A 14,630-nucleotide genomic window follows, 5' to 3' on the forward strand; every position below is an offset into this window, starting at 1 on the left:
GCTTATATCTTTCAAATCAAAAAGTAGTCGCGGCCTTCGACTTGGCCCCGGCGCAGCGGGTTCCGTGTGCAGTAGGGCGAATAGCCGCCGTCGACAAAGCGATACATCAAGTGTTCATCCCGCCCGTTGGGAATCCCCAGGCGGGTGGTCTGGATAATCTGCGCCGGAACCAGTCCCACGTCTTCGACGTAGAGCAGCTCCTGGTCAAAACGTTTGGCGTCCCACATCGGCACTTTCAGGCCCAGGGCTTTACATAGCAGGGTCTGCCCGGCGCACAGCTTCTGGGATGGGCGCGGCCGGCCGCTGGCATCCGGGTTGTTCAACAGCATTTGTGCCAGGCTCGCCGGCCCCGATAATTCATCGACCCACGGATAGCCAGATTTGATCAACACCGCGTTACCCGGCCCCTGGGCGCTGAAGTTCAGGGAGTCGCCGCCACGGGCGTAGTACATATAGATATGGCCGCCATCCAGAAACAAAGCCTTACGCTTTTCTGTGTAGCCGAGGGATGCGTGGCTGCCTTTTTCGGCCTCGTAATAGGCTTCGGTCTCGATGATTCGCGCCGACAGCCACAAATCGCCAACCCGATGGCGAATGACTTTGCCCAGCAAATCTTTCGCGAGCTGTTGCGCATCGCGATCGAAGAAGCCGTCGGGCAGGGCGTTGGCGGGGATCAAGGGTGAAAAGTTGGACATGGCATAAAGGGTTGAGGCGACTAAATGTGACAGGATGATAACAACTTCAGCCTTAATCACGGCTGAACGTCGGTTTTTTACAGTTCATTTCAACCATCCGCCCCTCACCGCTGTCCGTGGACGGGCGCGACAGCTATAATCTGCCGCTTTCCTCTTTGCCAAGACCCCACCAGACTATGACTGAGTCCGTTCTTGACTACATGACCCGCCTGGGTCGCGCTGCCCGTCAGGCCTCGCGGTTGATCGCCCGTGCGAGCACCGCGCAGAAGAACCGTGCGCTGCTGGCCGCTGCCGATGCCCTGGATGCTTCGCGCTCCGAGCTCAGCGTCGCCAACGAGCTGGACCTGGCCAACGGCCGGGCCATTGGTCTGGAACCGGCATTGCTGGATCGTCTGGCGCTTACGCCGGTACGCATCGACGAAATGATCGAAGGTTTGCGTCAGGTGGCGAAGCTGCCTGACCCCATCGGTGAAATCCGCGACATGCGCTACATGCCGTCGGGAATCCAGGTTGGCAAGATGCGCGTGCCCCTGGGCGTGATTGGCATCATCTATGAGTCCCGTCCGAACGTGACCATCGACGCCGCCAGCCTGTGCCTCAAGTCTGGCAACGCCACCATCCTGCGGGGCGGTTCCGAGGCGATCAATTCCAATCGTGCCATTGCCGCCTGTATCCAGCAGGGTCTGGCGGTGGCCGAGTTGCCAGCCGAAGTGGTGCAAGTGGTGGAAACCACTGACCGCGCCGCCGTCGGTGCCTTGATCACCATGCCCGAGTTCGTCGACGTGATCGTCCCGCGCGGTGGCAAGAGCCTGATAGAGCGGGTCAGCCGCGATGCCAAGGTGCCGGTCATCAAGCACCTGGACGGCGTCTGCCACGTCTATATAGATGTCGCTGCCGATCTCGACAAGGCCATCCGCATTGCCGACAACGCCAAGACGCACCGTTACGCTCCGTGCAACACCATGGAAACCCTGCTGGTACACGTGGCGATTGCCGAGCGCGTGTTGCCGCCGCTGGCCGCCATCTACCGTGACAAGGGCGTGGAGTTGCGCGGTTGCGAGCGCACCCGCGCTTTGCTTGGCGCCGACATCATCGAAGCCACCGAGCAGGACTGGTACACCGAGTACACGGCGCCGATCCTGTCGATCCGCATCGTCGACGACCTGGATCAGGCCATCGAACACATCAATACCTACGGCTCCAAGCACACCGACGCCATCGTCACCGAGCATTTCAGCGATGCCCGGCGTTTTCTCAACGAAGTGGATTCCGCTTCGGTGATGGTCAATGCCTCGACGCGCTTTGCCGACGGTTTCGAATATGGCCTGGGGGCGGAGATCGGCATTTCCACCGACAAGCTCCACGCCCGCGGTCCGGTTGGCCTCGAAGGCCTGACCAGCGAGAAGTACGTGGTCTTCGGCGATGGTCATGTGCGCACTTGATGGGTAAACGCATCGGGCTGCTCGGCGGCACCTTCGACCCCGTGCACATCGGCCATTTGCGCAGTGCCCTGGAAGTCGCAGACGCTCTCGGGCTGGATGAGCTGCGCCTGACACCGAATGCCAGGCCGCCCCATCGGGACACGCCTCAGGTTTCACCGCTTGACCGACTGGCGATGGTCCAGTGTGCCGTTGCCGGTATTTCACCGCTGGTGGTGGACGACCGCGAACTCAAACGCGACAAACCGTCCTACACTATCGACACCCTGGAACTGACGCGGGCCGAACTGGCCGCTGATGACCAGTTGTTTCTACTTTTGGGCTGGGACGCATTTTGCGGCCTGCCCACTTGGCACCGCTGGGAAGAGTTGCTCCAGCATTGCCACATCCTGGTGCTGCAACGCCCGGATGCCGACAGCGAACCGCCGGATGCCTTGCGCAACCTGCTGGCAGCGCGGTCGGTAAGTGACCCGCAGGCCCTGACCGGGCCGAGCGGGAATATTGCATTCGTCTGGCAGACCCCGCTTGCGGTGTCTGCCACCCAGATCCGTCAACTGCTGGCCAGCGGGAAGTCGGTACGTTTCCTGGTGCCTGACGCGGTCTTGGCCTACATCGATGCGCACGGGCTTTACCGTGCGTCGAACTGAAAAGGCGCGCTTGAAGGCACGAATAGTCGTGTATTGAAGCGCCCGAACATACGAGCAAAACGAGTTTTATATGACGAACAAAGACGTAAGCAAAGTTAAGCGCAAAGGCACATTCAAGAGCGCCCCGCTGCCGGAAGTGGTGTTTCGTAACGAGCCCCTTAAGGGTGACGAACTGGTCAAGGTCGCTGTAGCGGCCCTGGAAGACGTCAAGGCCCAGGACGTGCTGGTGATTGATGTCCGTGACAAGCAGAGCATCACTGACTACATGATCATCGCTACCGGTACCTCCAACCGCCAGATCGGCGCGATGCTCGATAAGGTCCGCGAGATGGTCAAGCTGCAGGGCGTCAAGCCACTGGGCGAAGAAGGCAAGGGCGACAGCGATTGGGTGCTGCTGGACATGGACGACGTGATCGTCCATATGATGACCTCCAACGCTCGCCAGTTCTACGACCTGGAGCGCCTGTGGAAAGGTGCCGAGCAGAGCCGTGCCGCCGATGGCAAGCACCACAGCCCTGAAGTCGGTCACGAGCATTTCACCAAGCTCAACAAAGACCAGGAATAAGGGCCGGCTGTGCGCCTGCGTCTGATCGCTGTCGGTTCACGCATGCCCAAGTGGGTGGAAGAAGGCTGGCATGAGTATGCCAAGCGTCTGCCATCCGAGCTGGCGTTGGAGTTGGTGGAAATACCGCTCAATACCCGGGGCAAGAATGCCGACGTGGCGCGTTTTATCCGTCAGGAAGGCGAAGCCATGCTGGCCAAGGTCGGCCCCAATGAGCGGATTGTCACCCTCGAAGTGCATGGCAAACCTTGGAGCACCGAGCAGTTGGCGGTGGAACTGGATCGCTGGCGCCTGGATTCTCGCACGGTGAACTTCATGGTCGGCGGCCCCGAGGGGCTGGCGCCGGAAGTCTGCGCGCGTGCCGATCAGCGCTGGTCGCTGTCGCCGCTGACGCTGCCACACCCGTTGGTAAGGATTCTGATCGGTGAACAGTTGTATCGCGCCTGGACAGTTCTGTCCGGGCACCCTTATCACAAATAATCTGCGCCCTGCCTGATGACCCAGCCGATCCGCATCAAGGACCACGAGAAAGACGCACGTCTGGTACGCGCTCGGGTCGTGTTCGGCGCCATTATGGTGGTCGTTCTGATGTGCGTGCTGATCGCCCGCCTGTATTTCCTGCAGGTGATCCAGTATGACTATCACTCCACGTTGTCGGAAAATAACCGGGTGCATGTGCAGCCGATTCCGCCGACCCGCGGCCTGATCTTCGACCGCAACGGCGTGGTGGTGGCGGATAACCGGCCCAGTTTCAGCCTGAGCATGACCCGCGAGCGCTCCGGCGACTGGCAGCAGATTCTCGATGTCATCGTCGAAGTGTTGCAGCTGACGCCGGAAGACCGGGTGATCTTCGAGAAACGCATGAAACAGGGACGACGGCCGTTTGAGCCGGTGCCGATCCTGTTTGAGCTGACCGAAGAGCAGATTGCCCGTATCGCGGTGAACCAGTTCCGCCTGCCGGGTGTGGAAGTGGTGGCGCAGTTGGTGCGCCATTACCCGCAAGGTGCGCACTTTGCCCACTCGGTCGGCTATATGGGGCGGATCAACGAGAAAGAGCTCAAGAGCCTCGATCCGGTCAACTACAGCGGCACCCACCATATCGGCAAGACCGGCATCGAGCGTTTCTACGAGCCGGAACTGCACGGCCAGGTGGGTTACGAAGAAGTCGAGACCAACGCCCGTGGCCGGGTGTTGCGAGTGCTTAAGCGTACCGACCCGATTCCCGGCAAGGACATCGTCCTGAGCCTGGACATCAAATTGCAGGAGGCCGCAGAGATGGCCCTGGGCGGGCGTCGTGGTGCGGTGGTGGCGCTGGACCCAAATACTGGCGAAGTACTAGCAATGGTCAGTCAGCCGAGCTTCGATCCGAACCTGTTCGTGACCGGGATCAGCTTCAAGGCTTACGCCGAGCTGCGCGATTCCATCGACCGACCGCTGTTCAACCGGGTGCTGCGCGGTCTGTATCCGCCGGGCTCGACCATCAAGCCGGCAGTGGCGATTGCCGGCCTGGATTCCGGTGTTGTTACCGCGTCCAGCCGGGTATTCGACCCTGGTTATTACATGCTGCCCAACTACGATCACAAATACCGTAACTGGAACCGCACCGGCGACGGCTATGTGGACCTGGACACGGCGATCATGCGCTCCAATGACACCTACTTCTATGATCTGGCCCACAAGCTGGGGATCGATCGTTTGTCGACCTATATGGGCAAGTTTGGCCTCGGTCAGAAAGTGTCCCTGGACATGTTCGAGGAATCCCCAGGCTTGATGCCGTCCCGGGAATGGAAGCGCGCTACCCGTCGTCAGGCCTGGTTCCCCGGTGAAACGCTGATTCTCGGGATCGGCCAGGGCTATATGCAGGCCACCCCTCTGCAATTGGCCCAGGCCACCGCTTTGGTGGCCAGCAAGGGCAAGTGGATCCGCCCGCACCTGGCCAGGACCATCGAGGGTGAAAAGCCTGTCGATGAAAACCCGATTCCGGACATCGTCCTGCGCGACCCGTCCGACTGGACCAAGGTCAACCACGGCATGCAGCAAGTGATGCACGGCGCCCGTGGCACCGCGCGCAAGGCTGCGGCCGGCGCGCAGTACCGGATTGCCGGCAAGAGCGGTACCGCCCAGGTGGTGGCGATCAAGCAGGGTGAGAAGTATGACCGCTCCAAGGTTCAGGAGCGCCACCGCGACCACGCCTTGTTTGTTGGTTTTGCTCCGGCCGACAACCCGAAGATCACCGTGGCGGTAATGGTCGAGAACGGCGAGTCCGGCTCCGGCGTGGCTGCGCCGGTGGTGCGCCAGATCATGGACGCCTGGTTGCTGGATCAGGACGGCAAGCTCAAGCCTGAGTACGCCAACCCTTCAAGCGCGGAGGCTACGGCCCGTGAAGAGTAATTTTGACCGCATCCTCTCCAGCGAGGATGTGATGCGTCGTCGCGCCACCTTGCTGCAGCGCATGCACATTGATGGCCCGTTGCTGATCCTGCTGCTGACCCTGGCTGCCGGTAGCCTGTTCGTGCTGTATTCGGCCAGCGGCAAGAACTGGGATTTGTTGATCAAGCAGGCGTCGTCGTTCGGGCTTGGCCTGTTGTCGATGGTGGTGATTGCCCAGTTGGAGCCGCGCTTCATGGCGCGCTGGGTGCCGCTGGGTTACGTCGCCGGCGTTTTGCTGCTGGTGGTGGTGGACGTCATGGGCCACAACGCCATGGGCGCCACCCGCTGGATCAATATTCCGGGGGTGATTCGCTTCCAACCGTCGGAATTCATGAAGATCCTGATGCCAGCGACCATCGCCTGGTACCTGTCCAAGCGCACTTTGCCGCCGCAGCTCAAACATGTGGGGGTCAGCCTGATGCTGATCGGCATCCCCTTTGTTCTCATCGTGCGTCAGCCGGACCTCGGTACTTCGCTGCTGATCCTCGCCGGCGGTGCGTTCGTGCTGTTCATGGGCGGCCTGCGCTGGCGCTGGATTCTCAGCGTGCTGGCGGCGGCGATACCGGTGGCCGTGGCCATGTGGTTCTTTTTCATGCACGAGTATCAGAAACAGCGAATCCTGACCTTCCTTGACCCGGAAAGCGATCCGTTGGGCACTGGCTGGAACATCATTCAGTCCAAGGCCGCCATCGGTTCCGGCGGTGTATTTGGTAAGGGCTGGTTACTGGGCACCCAGTCGCACTTGGACTTTTTGCCGGAAAGCCACACCGACTTTATTATCGCGGTGATGGGCGAAGAGTTCGGCCTGGTGGGCATTTGCGCGCTGTTGCTGATCTATCTGCTGTTGATCGGTCGCGGCCTGGTGATCACCGCGCAAGCGCAGACGCTGTTCGGCAAATTGCTTGCCGGCAGCCTGACAATGACTTTTTTTGTTTACGTTTTCGTCAACATCGGTATGGTCAGTGGCCTGTTGCCGGTGGTTGGGGTGCCGTTGCCGTTTATTAGCTACGGCGGAACTTCGCTGGTGACATTGCTGTCAGCGTTTGGGGTTTTGATGTCGATCCATACCCATCGTAAGTGGATCGCACAGGTTTGAATAAGGTGAAGATGTCAATGCAAGTAATGCGCGGCTGGGCTGCCCGGCACGCGACCTGTGTAGGCCTGGTGGGCCTTCTGGGCATCACGCAGCAAGTGCTGGCCGGCGACTACGACGGCTCGCCCCAGGTCGCCGAATTTGTCGGCGAGATGACCCGTGACTATGGTTTCGCCGGTGAACAGCTGATGGGCGTGTTTCGTGAAGCCCAGCGTAAACAGTCGATTCTCGATGCCATCTCCCGTCCCGCCGAGCGCGTGAAGCAGTGGAAGGAATACCGGCCGATGTTCCTCACCGATGCCCGCGTGGCACGGGGCGTGGACTTCTGGCGCGAGCACGAAGCGGTGCTGGCCCGCGCCGAGCAGGAGTACGGCGTGCCGGCGCAGGTCATTGTGTCGATCATTGGGATTGAAACCTTTTATGGCCGCAACACTGGCAGCTACCGGGTGATCGACGCCTTGTCGACCCTGGGTTTCGATTACCCGCCGCGCGCCGACTTCTTCCGCAAGGAACTGCGTGAGTTCCTGCTACTGGCCCGTGAAGAACAGATCGATCCGCTGACCCTCAAGGGTTCCTATGCCGGGGCCATGGGCCTGCCGCAGTTTATGCCGAGCAGCTTTCGCGCCTACGCCGTGGATTTTGACGGTGACAACCATATCAATATCTGGAGCAACCCCGATGATGCCATTGGCAGCGTGGCCAGCTATTTCAAACGTCACGGCTGGGTCGGTGGTGAACCGGTGGTGATTCGCGCCGATGTCAGGGGAGATCGCGCCGACGAAGGCCTGACCCAAGGCATCGAGCCGGTCAAGACCGTCGGGGAGTTGCGGGCGCTGGGCTGGTCAAGTCATGATGCGTTGCGCGATGATATGCCGGTTACTGCATTTCGCCTCGAAGGCGAAAATGGCCCTGAATACTGGATGGGCCTGAAGAATTTCTACGCAATCACGCGTTATAACCGCAGTGTGATGTACGCCATGGCCGTACATCAGCTGTCAGATATGCTGGTCCAAGCACGGGGCGTCAAGTAATGCGGGTATTGCCGATCAATAAACCCCTGAAGCTGGTGGCGCTTGCCGCATTGTCGTTGATGGTGGCCAGTTGCTCCACCAGCACCAGTCGCGCGCCTGCCCAGAAATCCGGAGCTGTCGTGCGCTCTGCACCAGGCCTGGACATCAATCGCGCCCACAAAGACGGCGCGCCCTGGTGGGACGTTGATGTCTCGCGCATCCCGGATGCCACGCCAACCCTGCACACCGGCCCCTACAAGGCCAACCCTTACACGGTGCTGGGCAAGTCGTACTTCCCGTTGCAAGAGTCCAAGACTTACGTGCAGTCGGGTACCGCTTCCTGGTACGGCACCAAGTTCCACGGCCAGAACACCGCCAATGGCGAGGTCTATGACCTTTACGGCATGAGCGCGGCCCACAAGACCTTGCCGCTGCCCAGCTACGTCAAGGTGACCAATCTGGACAACAACCGCACGGTGATCCTGCGGGTCAACGATCGCGGGCCGTTCTATTCGGATCGGATCATCGACTTGTCCTACGCTGCCGCGAAGAAACTCGGCTACGCCGAAACCGGCACCGCGCGGGTCAAGGTCGAAGGTATCGATCCACAACAGTACTGGGCCCAGCGTGGCAAGCCGGCACCGTTGATGCTCAACGAACCGCAAACCCCGCAGCCACAAATCACCGCATCGGCCGGCAAGGTCGAACAATGGACGCCACCACCGCAGCAACACGCCGCGCCAGTGGTGGCCGTGCCGCAAGCGGCGCCTGGTGGCCAGACGGCGGCCGGGCAGTACCTGCAAGTCGGCGCTTTCGCCAACCCGGACGCGGCAGAGCTGTTAAGGTCCAAGCTCAGCGGGATGGTCAGTGCGCCGGTCTTTATCAGCTCTATCGTGCGTAATCAGCAGACCCTGCATCGGGTTCGCCTGGGGCCAATTGGTACGCCAGGTGAGATCGCGCAAGTGCAGAACAGCGTGCGGCTGGCCAACCTGGGGCAGCCCAGTGTGGTCAGCGCGGAATAAGTGATATCGGATTGATGGTTCAGGCTCGCTTGCGGGCCAGGACCCTGGTTGTTGGCTCTTGGAATAATAAAAACCCGAAGGCAAGGGTTGAGCAGGCAACTGAACACGCGACAGTCTGGTAACGGACTGTCTGAATAGTTTTGCCCGCGAGGGCAAGTTTCCATAAGTAATTTCGAGAGACGGATGAACATCACCACCTTAGCCAAACGCCTGTGCCTGCTTGTCCCGCTGATCATCACACCTGCCGCCTGGGCGGTCGAAATGGTGCCGGCTTCACCGCAACTTGCCGCCAAATCCTGGGTGCTCATGGATGCCGCCAGCGGCAACGTGCTGGTCGAGAGCAACGGTGACCAGCGCCTGCCACCGGCCAGCTTGACCAAGCTGATGACTGCTTATATCGCCACCCTGGAAATCCGTCGCGGCCAGATCGGTGAAAGCGATCCGGTGACCGTCAGCGAAAACGCCTGGCGCACCGGCGGTTCGCGGATGTTCATCAAGGTCGGCACCCAGGTGACTGTCAGCGACCTGCTGCACGGCATCATCATCCAGTCCGGTAACGACGCCAGCGTCGCCCTGGCCGAGCACATCGCCGGCAGCGAAGACGCATTCGCCGACATGATGAACAAAACCGTGACTGACTTGGGCATGACCAACAGCCACTTCATGAACCCGACTGGCCTGCCGAACCCTGAGCACTACTCGTCGGCTCACGACATGGCGATCCTGGCCCGCGCGATCATTCGTGTCGACCCGGTGCACTATGCGATTTACTCGCAGAAAGAGTTCTTCTGGAACAACATCAAGCAGCCTAACCGCAACCTGCTGCTGTGGCGCGACAAGACCGTCGACGGTCTGAAAACCGGTCACACCGACGAAGCCGGTTACTGCATGGTGTCCTCGGCCGTGCGTGACGGCCAGCGGCTGATCGCCGTGGTGTTCGGTACCAACAGCGAGCAGGCCCGTGCGGCCGAGACGCAAAAGCTGCTGACCTACGGTTTCCGCTTCTTCGAAACCCAGACCTTCTACCAGAAGGGCGCCGAACTGGCCCAGGCCCAAGTATGGAAAGGCACTGAGCATCAAATCAAGGCAGGCCTGGCTGAAGACCTTACTCTGACCATGCCTAAAGGCCAATTGAAGAAGCTGGCTGCCAGCATGACCATGAACCCTCAATTGGTCGCGCCAATCGCCAAGGGCGATGTGATTGGTAAAGTCGAAGTGAAGCTGGACGACAAAGTGGTGCACAGCGCCGACCTGATCGCCCTCGACGCTGTCGACGAAGGTGGTATTTTCCGCCGCGTGTGGGATAGCATCCGTCTATTCTTCTACGGCTTGTTCAACTGATAGTGTGCACCTGCATGACCTCGCGCTGATCCGGCGCGCAGGTCATGCCCGTCGCCACGGCTTACGCTTACGAGGCCGTTACGCCATGACCGATACCGAAGTAAAGGCGCCAAAGATCGAATTCCCCTGCGCGGATTACCCTATTAAGGTAATCGGCGACACCGGCGTGGGTTTCAAGGACAAGATTATCGAGATCCTTGAGAAGCACGCCACCGTCGACCACAAGACCCTGGCCGAACGTCAAAGCACCAACGGCAAGTACACCACTATCCAGTTGCACATCATTGCCACCGGGCAAGACCAGCTGTACGACATCAACAGTGATCTGCGGGCCACCGGCTTCGTGCATATGGTGTTGTGATGTCACAGACTCTGGGCTTTCGCGAGCTCGGCCAAATGGCATACGAGCCGGTGTGGCACGCCATGCAGCGGTTCACCAACGAGCGCGGCACCGAAGCCCCGGATGAAATCTGGCTGGTGGAGCACCTGCCGGTTTTCACCCAGGGCCAGGCCGGCAAGGCCGAGCATCTGCTGCTGCCGGGAGAAATCCCGGTGGTGCAGGTCGACCGCGGCGGGCAGGTGACTTACCATGGCCCTGGCCAATTGGTGGCGTACCTGTTGCTGGATGTGCGCCGGCTGGGTTTTGGCGTGCGTGAGCTGGTCAGTCGCATGGAGACATGCCTGATCGAGCTGTTGGCCAGTTACGGTGTGACTGCTGTAGCCAAGCCTGATGCGCCGGGGGTGTATGTTGACGGCGCGAAAATCGCCTCCCTGGGCCTGCGAATTCGCCACGGCTGTTCCTTTCATGGCCTGGCCCTGAACGTGGACATGGACCTGGCACCGTTTCGACGGATTAATCCCTGTGGTTACGCCGGGCTGGCCATGACGCAGCTGGGCGAGCACGCAGGACCGATAGAATTTGCCGAGGTAAGTGCCCGGCTGCGCGCGCAGCTCGTCAAACACCTCGACTATGCTGAGCAGACGACCCTAACGGGCGGAATCGACTGATTATGACTACTGATGTTGTGCAAACCATGATCCCGACGCTGGACATCACCGAGCGTCCGGCCCCGCGTGCCAAGGTGGAAGCTGGCGTCAAGCTGCGCGGCGCCGAGAAGGTTGCACGCATCCCGGTGAAGATCATTCCGACCACCGAACTGCCGAAAAAGCCCGACTGGATTCGTGTACGTATCCCGATCTCGCCGGAAGTCGATCGGATCAAGGCCCTGCTGCGTAAACACAAGCTGCACAGCGTCTGCGAAGAAGCCTCCTGCCCGAACCTGGGTGAGTGCTTCTCCGGCGGTACCGCGACCTTCATGATCATGGGTGACATTTGCACCCGTCGTTGCCCGTTCTGCGACGTCGGTCACGGCCGTCCGAAGCCATTGGACGTCAACGAGCCGCAAAGCCTGGCCATCGCCATCGCCGACCTGAAACTCAAGTATGTGGTGATCACCTCCGTGGACCGCGATGATCTGCGTGACGGCGGTGCCCAGCACTTTGCCGACTGCATCCGCGAAATCCGCAAGCTGTCGCCGGACGTGATGCTGGAGACCTTGGTCCCGGATTACCGCGGCCGCATGGACGTCGCCCTGGAAATCACCGCCGCCGAGCCGCCAGATGTGTTCAACCACAACCTGGAAACTGTACCGCGCCTGTACAAGGCTGCGCGTCCGGGGTCGGACTACCAGTGGTCGCTGACCCTGCTGCAAAAATTCAAGCAGATGATGCCGCACATTCCTACCAAGTCCGGCCTGATGCTCGGCCTGGGCGAGACCGACGAAGAAGTCATCGAAGTCATGAAGCGTATGCGCGAACACGACATCGACATGCTGACCATCGGCCAATACCTGCAACCTTCCCGCAGCCACTTGCCGGTCCAGCGCTTCGTGCACCCGGACGTGTTTGCCTGGTTTGCCGAAGAAGGCTACAAGATGGGCTTCAAGAACGTTGCGTCGGGCCCGCTGGTGCGTTCTTCGTACCATGCCGACGAACAGGCAAAACTGGTCAAGGCCAGCCTGGTTTCCTGAGAATGAGCAAGGCGGTGCCGGCCTTGCGTGCCGAGGGGGTGATCGGACTGATCGCTCCTGCAGGGCCCGCAGCGCTGGATGTCGATAAGGCTCGTCGGTGGATGGACGCCAGAGGTTATACCTTGCGTGTTTTTCCCGGTGTGGGGCAGCGTGATGGCTACCTGGCAGGCAGCGATGACGTTCGGCTCAACGATCTGCATGAGGCCTTTGCCGACACTTCCATCGATGCCATTTTTTGCCTGCGGGGTGGCTACGGCACCCCGCGTCTGCTGGATCGCCTGGATTTTGACCTGCTGCAGGCCAACCCCAAACCGTTTGTAGGCTATAGCGATATCACCGCGCTGCACGTGGCGATCAACCGCTACGCTGGCTTTGTGACTTTTCATGGGCCGATGCTCAATGCCGACCTGCTCGGTGAAAAGCAGCAACCTACCGAGTCGTCGCTGTTCCGCCTGCTGCGTGGGCAGTTGAAGGCTGGTAGTGCGTTGATCCACCCGGTGGCCTTCCCGTTGACGACAATCGAGCCAGGCATCGCTCGCGGGCGTCTGCTGGGTGGCAATCTGTCAATGATCGCTGCGACCATGGGCACGGCCTACGAACTTGATGCCAAGGGCATCATCCTGTTTGTCGAAGACATCAATGAGCCGCTGTACCGCATTGATCGCTTGCTTACCCATTTGCGGTTGGCAGGCAAACTGGCTCAGGTTGCCGGGGTGTTGGTGGGGGATGTGGCGGGTGTCGAAAGCGCTGCGCTCGAACGCTTGCTCAAGCAAACCTTTGAACCGTTGCGCATTCCAGTACTGTCGGGTTGGCGCAGCGGGCATTGCGATCCGAACCTGACGTTGCCGATGGGCGCGTGGGTGCGGCTGGATGCGGGGGAGAGGACGTTGGTGTTGGAGCAGGATGTGGTCTTTAAGGGCTGAAATTCTTATCGCCAGTGAAGGTCCATCGCGGGCAAGCCAAGCTTGCCCGCGATAGCGATAGTCGCCGCATAACGGTCTATTTGTTACGCAAGGTCTCCAGCAGCTTCACCGTCGGATACCCATCCGCTGGCCAGCCCAGCGCCTGCTGTGCGGCCCGAATCGCCTTGCGCGTATTGGCGCCAATGATTCCGTCCGGGTTGCCCGCAGCGTAGTTATTGGCGCTGAGTACCGTCTGTAACTCAATGCGCTGGGAGCGGGTCAACGGCAGTTCGTCTTTTGGCCACTCCCCACGAATCACCCCGCCCCCCGCAAACCGCTCGGACAGCAGGCCGATCGCCAAGGCGTAGGACGACGAGTTGTTGTACTTGAGGATCGCGCGGAAGTTATCCAGCAGCAGGAACGCCGGGCCGCGATGGCCTGCCGGCAGCAACAGCGCGGCGGAAAGCTGGTCCACGTTGGGCGGGACGCTGGCGCCTGCAGGCACCTGAATCCCCAGTTTCAACCATTCGCCAACCGGTTTGCGCACTACGCCATCAGCCAGTGCGTAGTCAAAGGTTGCGGGCAACTGCTGCACCTCAAAACCCCACGGCTGGCCTTTCTGCCAGCCAGAGCTTTGCAGGTAGTGCGCGGTGGAAGCGAGGGCATCGGCCGAGCTGTTCCAGATGTCGCGGCGACCGTCGCCGTCGAAATCCACGGCATGGGTGTTGTAGGTGGTCGGGATGAACTGGGTCTGGCCCATGGCCCCGGCCCAGGAACCGAGCATCTGGTCGGCCTGGATATCGCCGTGCTGGATGATTTGCAGGGCCGCCAGCAATTGCGCGTGTGCGAACGCTGGCCGGCGGCCTTCATAGGCCAGGGTCGCCAGGGAGCGGATCACCGAGTTATTGCCCTGGAACTGGCCAAAGTTGCTTTCCATGCCCCACACCGAGACCAATACCTGGCGGTCGATGCCATAGCGCTGCTCGATACTTTGCAGGATATCGGCGTGCTTGATCAGCAAGGCCTGGCCGTTACGCACCCGCAGCGGCGACAGCGCACCGTTGAGGTATTCCCACACAGGTCGGGAAAATTCCGGCTGGCTGCGATCGGCGCGGATCACCGCCATGTCGGGGCTGACGTTGGCAAACGCAGTATCAAATACCGCAGGGGTAATACCCGCTTTCAAGGCTTCAGCACGGAAACCCGCCTGCCATTCGGCGAAGGTCTGGGTCGGCTGGATATCGAGATTGTCCACCGCCAGCGGCGCAACCACGGCAGGGGCGGTCACCGGTGCGGTCTGGAGCGGGGGCAGGGGTTGAGCGTCGGCGGCGGTAGGTTTTTCCGCGCAGGCGACTAACAGAATGAGGCTGGAGGCAGCGATCAGTTGGCGAAGGTGCCAACGACGGGAAAGACTAGAGGGCATGCACAGGTCCAGAAAATACGAATCAGATGCAGACCT

Annotated in this window: 15 protein-coding genes; 13 read left to right on the forward strand and 2 right to left on the reverse strand. The window is 60.6% G+C overall.

Annotated elements, in window-relative coordinates; translation table 11 throughout:
* Positions 1-11 precede the first annotated feature (11 nt).
* On the reverse strand, positions 12-695 hold the full coding sequence (locus tag ACZRKZ_RS25375) for a DNA-3-methyladenine glycosylase (RefSeq protein ID WP_463983079.1): 684 nt from the start codon (positions 693-695) through the stop codon (positions 12-14).
* Positions 696-871: 176 nt separating this feature from the next.
* Between ACZRKZ_RS25375 and ACZRKZ_RS25380 the strand changes: the two genes are divergently transcribed.
* The 13 genes from ACZRKZ_RS25380 (at position 872) to ACZRKZ_RS25440 (ending at position 13,192) form a co-directional block, all read left to right on the forward strand.
* Positions 872-2,137: a glutamate-5-semialdehyde dehydrogenase gene (locus ACZRKZ_RS25380; RefSeq protein ID WP_463983080.1), complete on the forward strand. Its 1,266-nt coding sequence runs from the start codon at positions 872-874 to the stop codon at positions 2,135-2,137.
* Entirely contained in the window at positions 2,137-2,781 is a 645-nt protein-coding gene (nadD, locus tag ACZRKZ_RS25385; RefSeq protein WP_149414753.1) for a nicotinate-nucleotide adenylyltransferase, read from the forward strand. The genes ACZRKZ_RS25380 and nadD overlap by 1 nt, the downstream gene beginning before the upstream one ends.
* A gap of 70 nt (positions 2,782-2,851) precedes the next feature.
* Positions 2,852-3,346, forward strand: a complete 495-nt coding sequence (gene rsfS, locus ACZRKZ_RS25390; protein ID WP_149414752.1) for a ribosome silencing factor — start codon at positions 2,852-2,854, stop codon at positions 3,344-3,346.
* Positions 3,347-3,355: 9 nt separating this feature from the next.
* On the forward strand, positions 3,356-3,823 hold the full coding sequence (gene rlmH, locus ACZRKZ_RS25395; protein ID WP_003185785.1) for a 23S rRNA (pseudouridine(1915)-N(3))-methyltransferase RlmH: 468 nt from the start codon (positions 3,356-3,358) through the stop codon (positions 3,821-3,823).
* A 15-nt stretch (positions 3,824-3,838) separates the two neighbouring features.
* Positions 3,839-5,734 carry a penicillin-binding protein 2 gene (mrdA, locus tag ACZRKZ_RS25400; RefSeq protein ID WP_463983081.1) on the forward strand — a complete coding sequence of 632 codons (1,896 nt, stop codon included), beginning with the start codon at positions 3,839-3,841 and terminating at the stop codon, positions 5,732-5,734.
* 31 nt (positions 5,735-5,765) lie between these two features.
* Complete coding sequence (gene rodA / locus ACZRKZ_RS25405; protein ID WP_463967422.1) at positions 5,766-6,869, forward strand: rod shape-determining protein RodA; 1,104 nt, start codon at positions 5,766-5,768, stop codon at positions 6,867-6,869.
* Between the two features lie 17 nt (positions 6,870-6,886).
* Positions 6,887-7,897, forward strand: a complete 1,011-nt coding sequence (gene mltB, locus ACZRKZ_RS25410; protein WP_463967329.1) for a lytic murein transglycosylase B — start codon at positions 6,887-6,889, stop codon at positions 7,895-7,897.
* Positions 7,897-8,898, forward strand: a complete 1,002-nt coding sequence (locus ACZRKZ_RS25415; RefSeq protein ID WP_463983082.1) for a septal ring lytic transglycosylase RlpA family protein — start codon at positions 7,897-7,899, stop codon at positions 8,896-8,898. Before mltB ends, ACZRKZ_RS25415 begins: the two co-directional genes overlap by 1 nt.
* A gap of 183 nt (positions 8,899-9,081) precedes the next feature.
* A complete protein-coding gene (locus tag ACZRKZ_RS25420) occupies positions 9,082-10,239 on the forward strand; it encodes a D-alanyl-D-alanine carboxypeptidase family protein (RefSeq protein ID WP_133100064.1) in 1,158 nt (385 codons plus the stop codon).
* A gap of 85 nt (positions 10,240-10,324) precedes the next feature.
* On the forward strand, positions 10,325-10,600 hold the full coding sequence (locus ACZRKZ_RS25425) for a DUF493 domain-containing protein (protein WP_133100063.1): 276 nt from the start codon (positions 10,325-10,327) through the stop codon (positions 10,598-10,600).
* Positions 10,600-11,247, forward strand: coding sequence for a lipoyl(octanoyl) transferase LipB (gene lipB / locus ACZRKZ_RS25430; RefSeq protein WP_463983083.1), 648 nt, complete (start codon positions 10,600-10,602; stop codon positions 11,245-11,247). The genes ACZRKZ_RS25425 and lipB overlap by 1 nt, the downstream gene beginning before the upstream one ends.
* A gap of 2 nt (positions 11,248-11,249) precedes the next feature.
* Entirely contained in the window at positions 11,250-12,269 is a 1,020-nt protein-coding gene (gene lipA / locus ACZRKZ_RS25435) for a lipoyl synthase (RefSeq protein WP_463967325.1), read from the forward strand.
* Positions 12,270-12,271: 2 nt separating this feature from the next.
* Positions 12,272-13,192, forward strand: a complete 921-nt coding sequence (locus ACZRKZ_RS25440; RefSeq protein WP_463983084.1) for a S66 peptidase family protein — start codon at positions 12,272-12,274, stop codon at positions 13,190-13,192.
* A 76-nt stretch (positions 13,193-13,268) separates the two neighbouring features.
* Here ACZRKZ_RS25440 and ACZRKZ_RS25445 read toward each other — a convergent pair whose 3' ends face one another.
* Positions 13,269-14,594 carry a lytic murein transglycosylase gene (locus ACZRKZ_RS25445; RefSeq protein WP_463983085.1) on the reverse strand — a complete coding sequence of 442 codons (1,326 nt, stop codon included), beginning with the start codon at positions 14,592-14,594 and terminating at the stop codon, positions 13,269-13,271.
* Positions 14,595-14,630 lie beyond the last annotated feature (36 nt).

This window comes from Pseudomonas sp. c313 (genome assembly GCF_055407145.1).

Bases quoted from the DNA above. Each gene is read 5' to 3' on its own strand.
- ACZRKZ_RS25415 (WP_463983082.1), top strand. From the start codon at position 7,897: ATGCGGGTATTGCCGATCAATAAACCCCTGAAGCTGGTGGCGCTTGCC.
- ACZRKZ_RS25375 (WP_463983079.1), bottom strand. From the start codon at position 695: ATGTCCAACTTTTCACCCTTGATCCCCGCCAACGCCCTGCCCGACGGC.
- lipA (WP_463967325.1), top strand. From the start codon at position 11,250: ATGACTACTGATGTTGTGCAAACCATGATCCCGACGCTGGACATCACC.
- ACZRKZ_RS25445 (WP_463983085.1), bottom strand. From the start codon at position 14,594: ATGCCCTCTAGTCTTTCCCGTCGTTGGCACCTTCGCCAACTGATCGCT.
- ACZRKZ_RS25420 (WP_133100064.1), top strand. From the start codon at position 9,082: ATGAACATCACCACCTTAGCCAAACGCCTGTGCCTGCTTGTCCCGCTG.
- ACZRKZ_RS25440 (WP_463983084.1), top strand. From the start codon at position 12,272: ATGAGCAAGGCGGTGCCGGCCTTGCGTGCCGAGGGGGTGATCGGACTG.
- ACZRKZ_RS25425 (WP_133100063.1), top strand. From the start codon at position 10,325: ATGACCGATACCGAAGTAAAGGCGCCAAAGATCGAATTCCCCTGCGCG.
- lipB (WP_463983083.1), top strand. From the start codon at position 10,600: ATGTCACAGACTCTGGGCTTTCGCGAGCTCGGCCAAATGGCATACGAG.
- rodA (WP_463967422.1), top strand. From the start codon at position 5,766: ATGCGTCGTCGCGCCACCTTGCTGCAGCGCATGCACATTGATGGCCCG.
- nadD (WP_149414753.1), top strand. From the start codon at position 2,137: ATGGGTAAACGCATCGGGCTGCTCGGCGGCACCTTCGACCCCGTGCAC.
- mrdA (WP_463983081.1), top strand. From the start codon at position 3,839: ATGACCCAGCCGATCCGCATCAAGGACCACGAGAAAGACGCACGTCTG.
- ACZRKZ_RS25380 (WP_463983080.1), top strand. From the start codon at position 872: ATGACTGAGTCCGTTCTTGACTACATGACCCGCCTGGGTCGCGCTGCC.
- rsfS (WP_149414752.1), top strand. From the start codon at position 2,852: ATGACGAACAAAGACGTAAGCAAAGTTAAGCGCAAAGGCACATTCAAG.
- mltB (WP_463967329.1), top strand. From the start codon at position 6,887: ATGCAAGTAATGCGCGGCTGGGCTGCCCGGCACGCGACCTGTGTAGGC.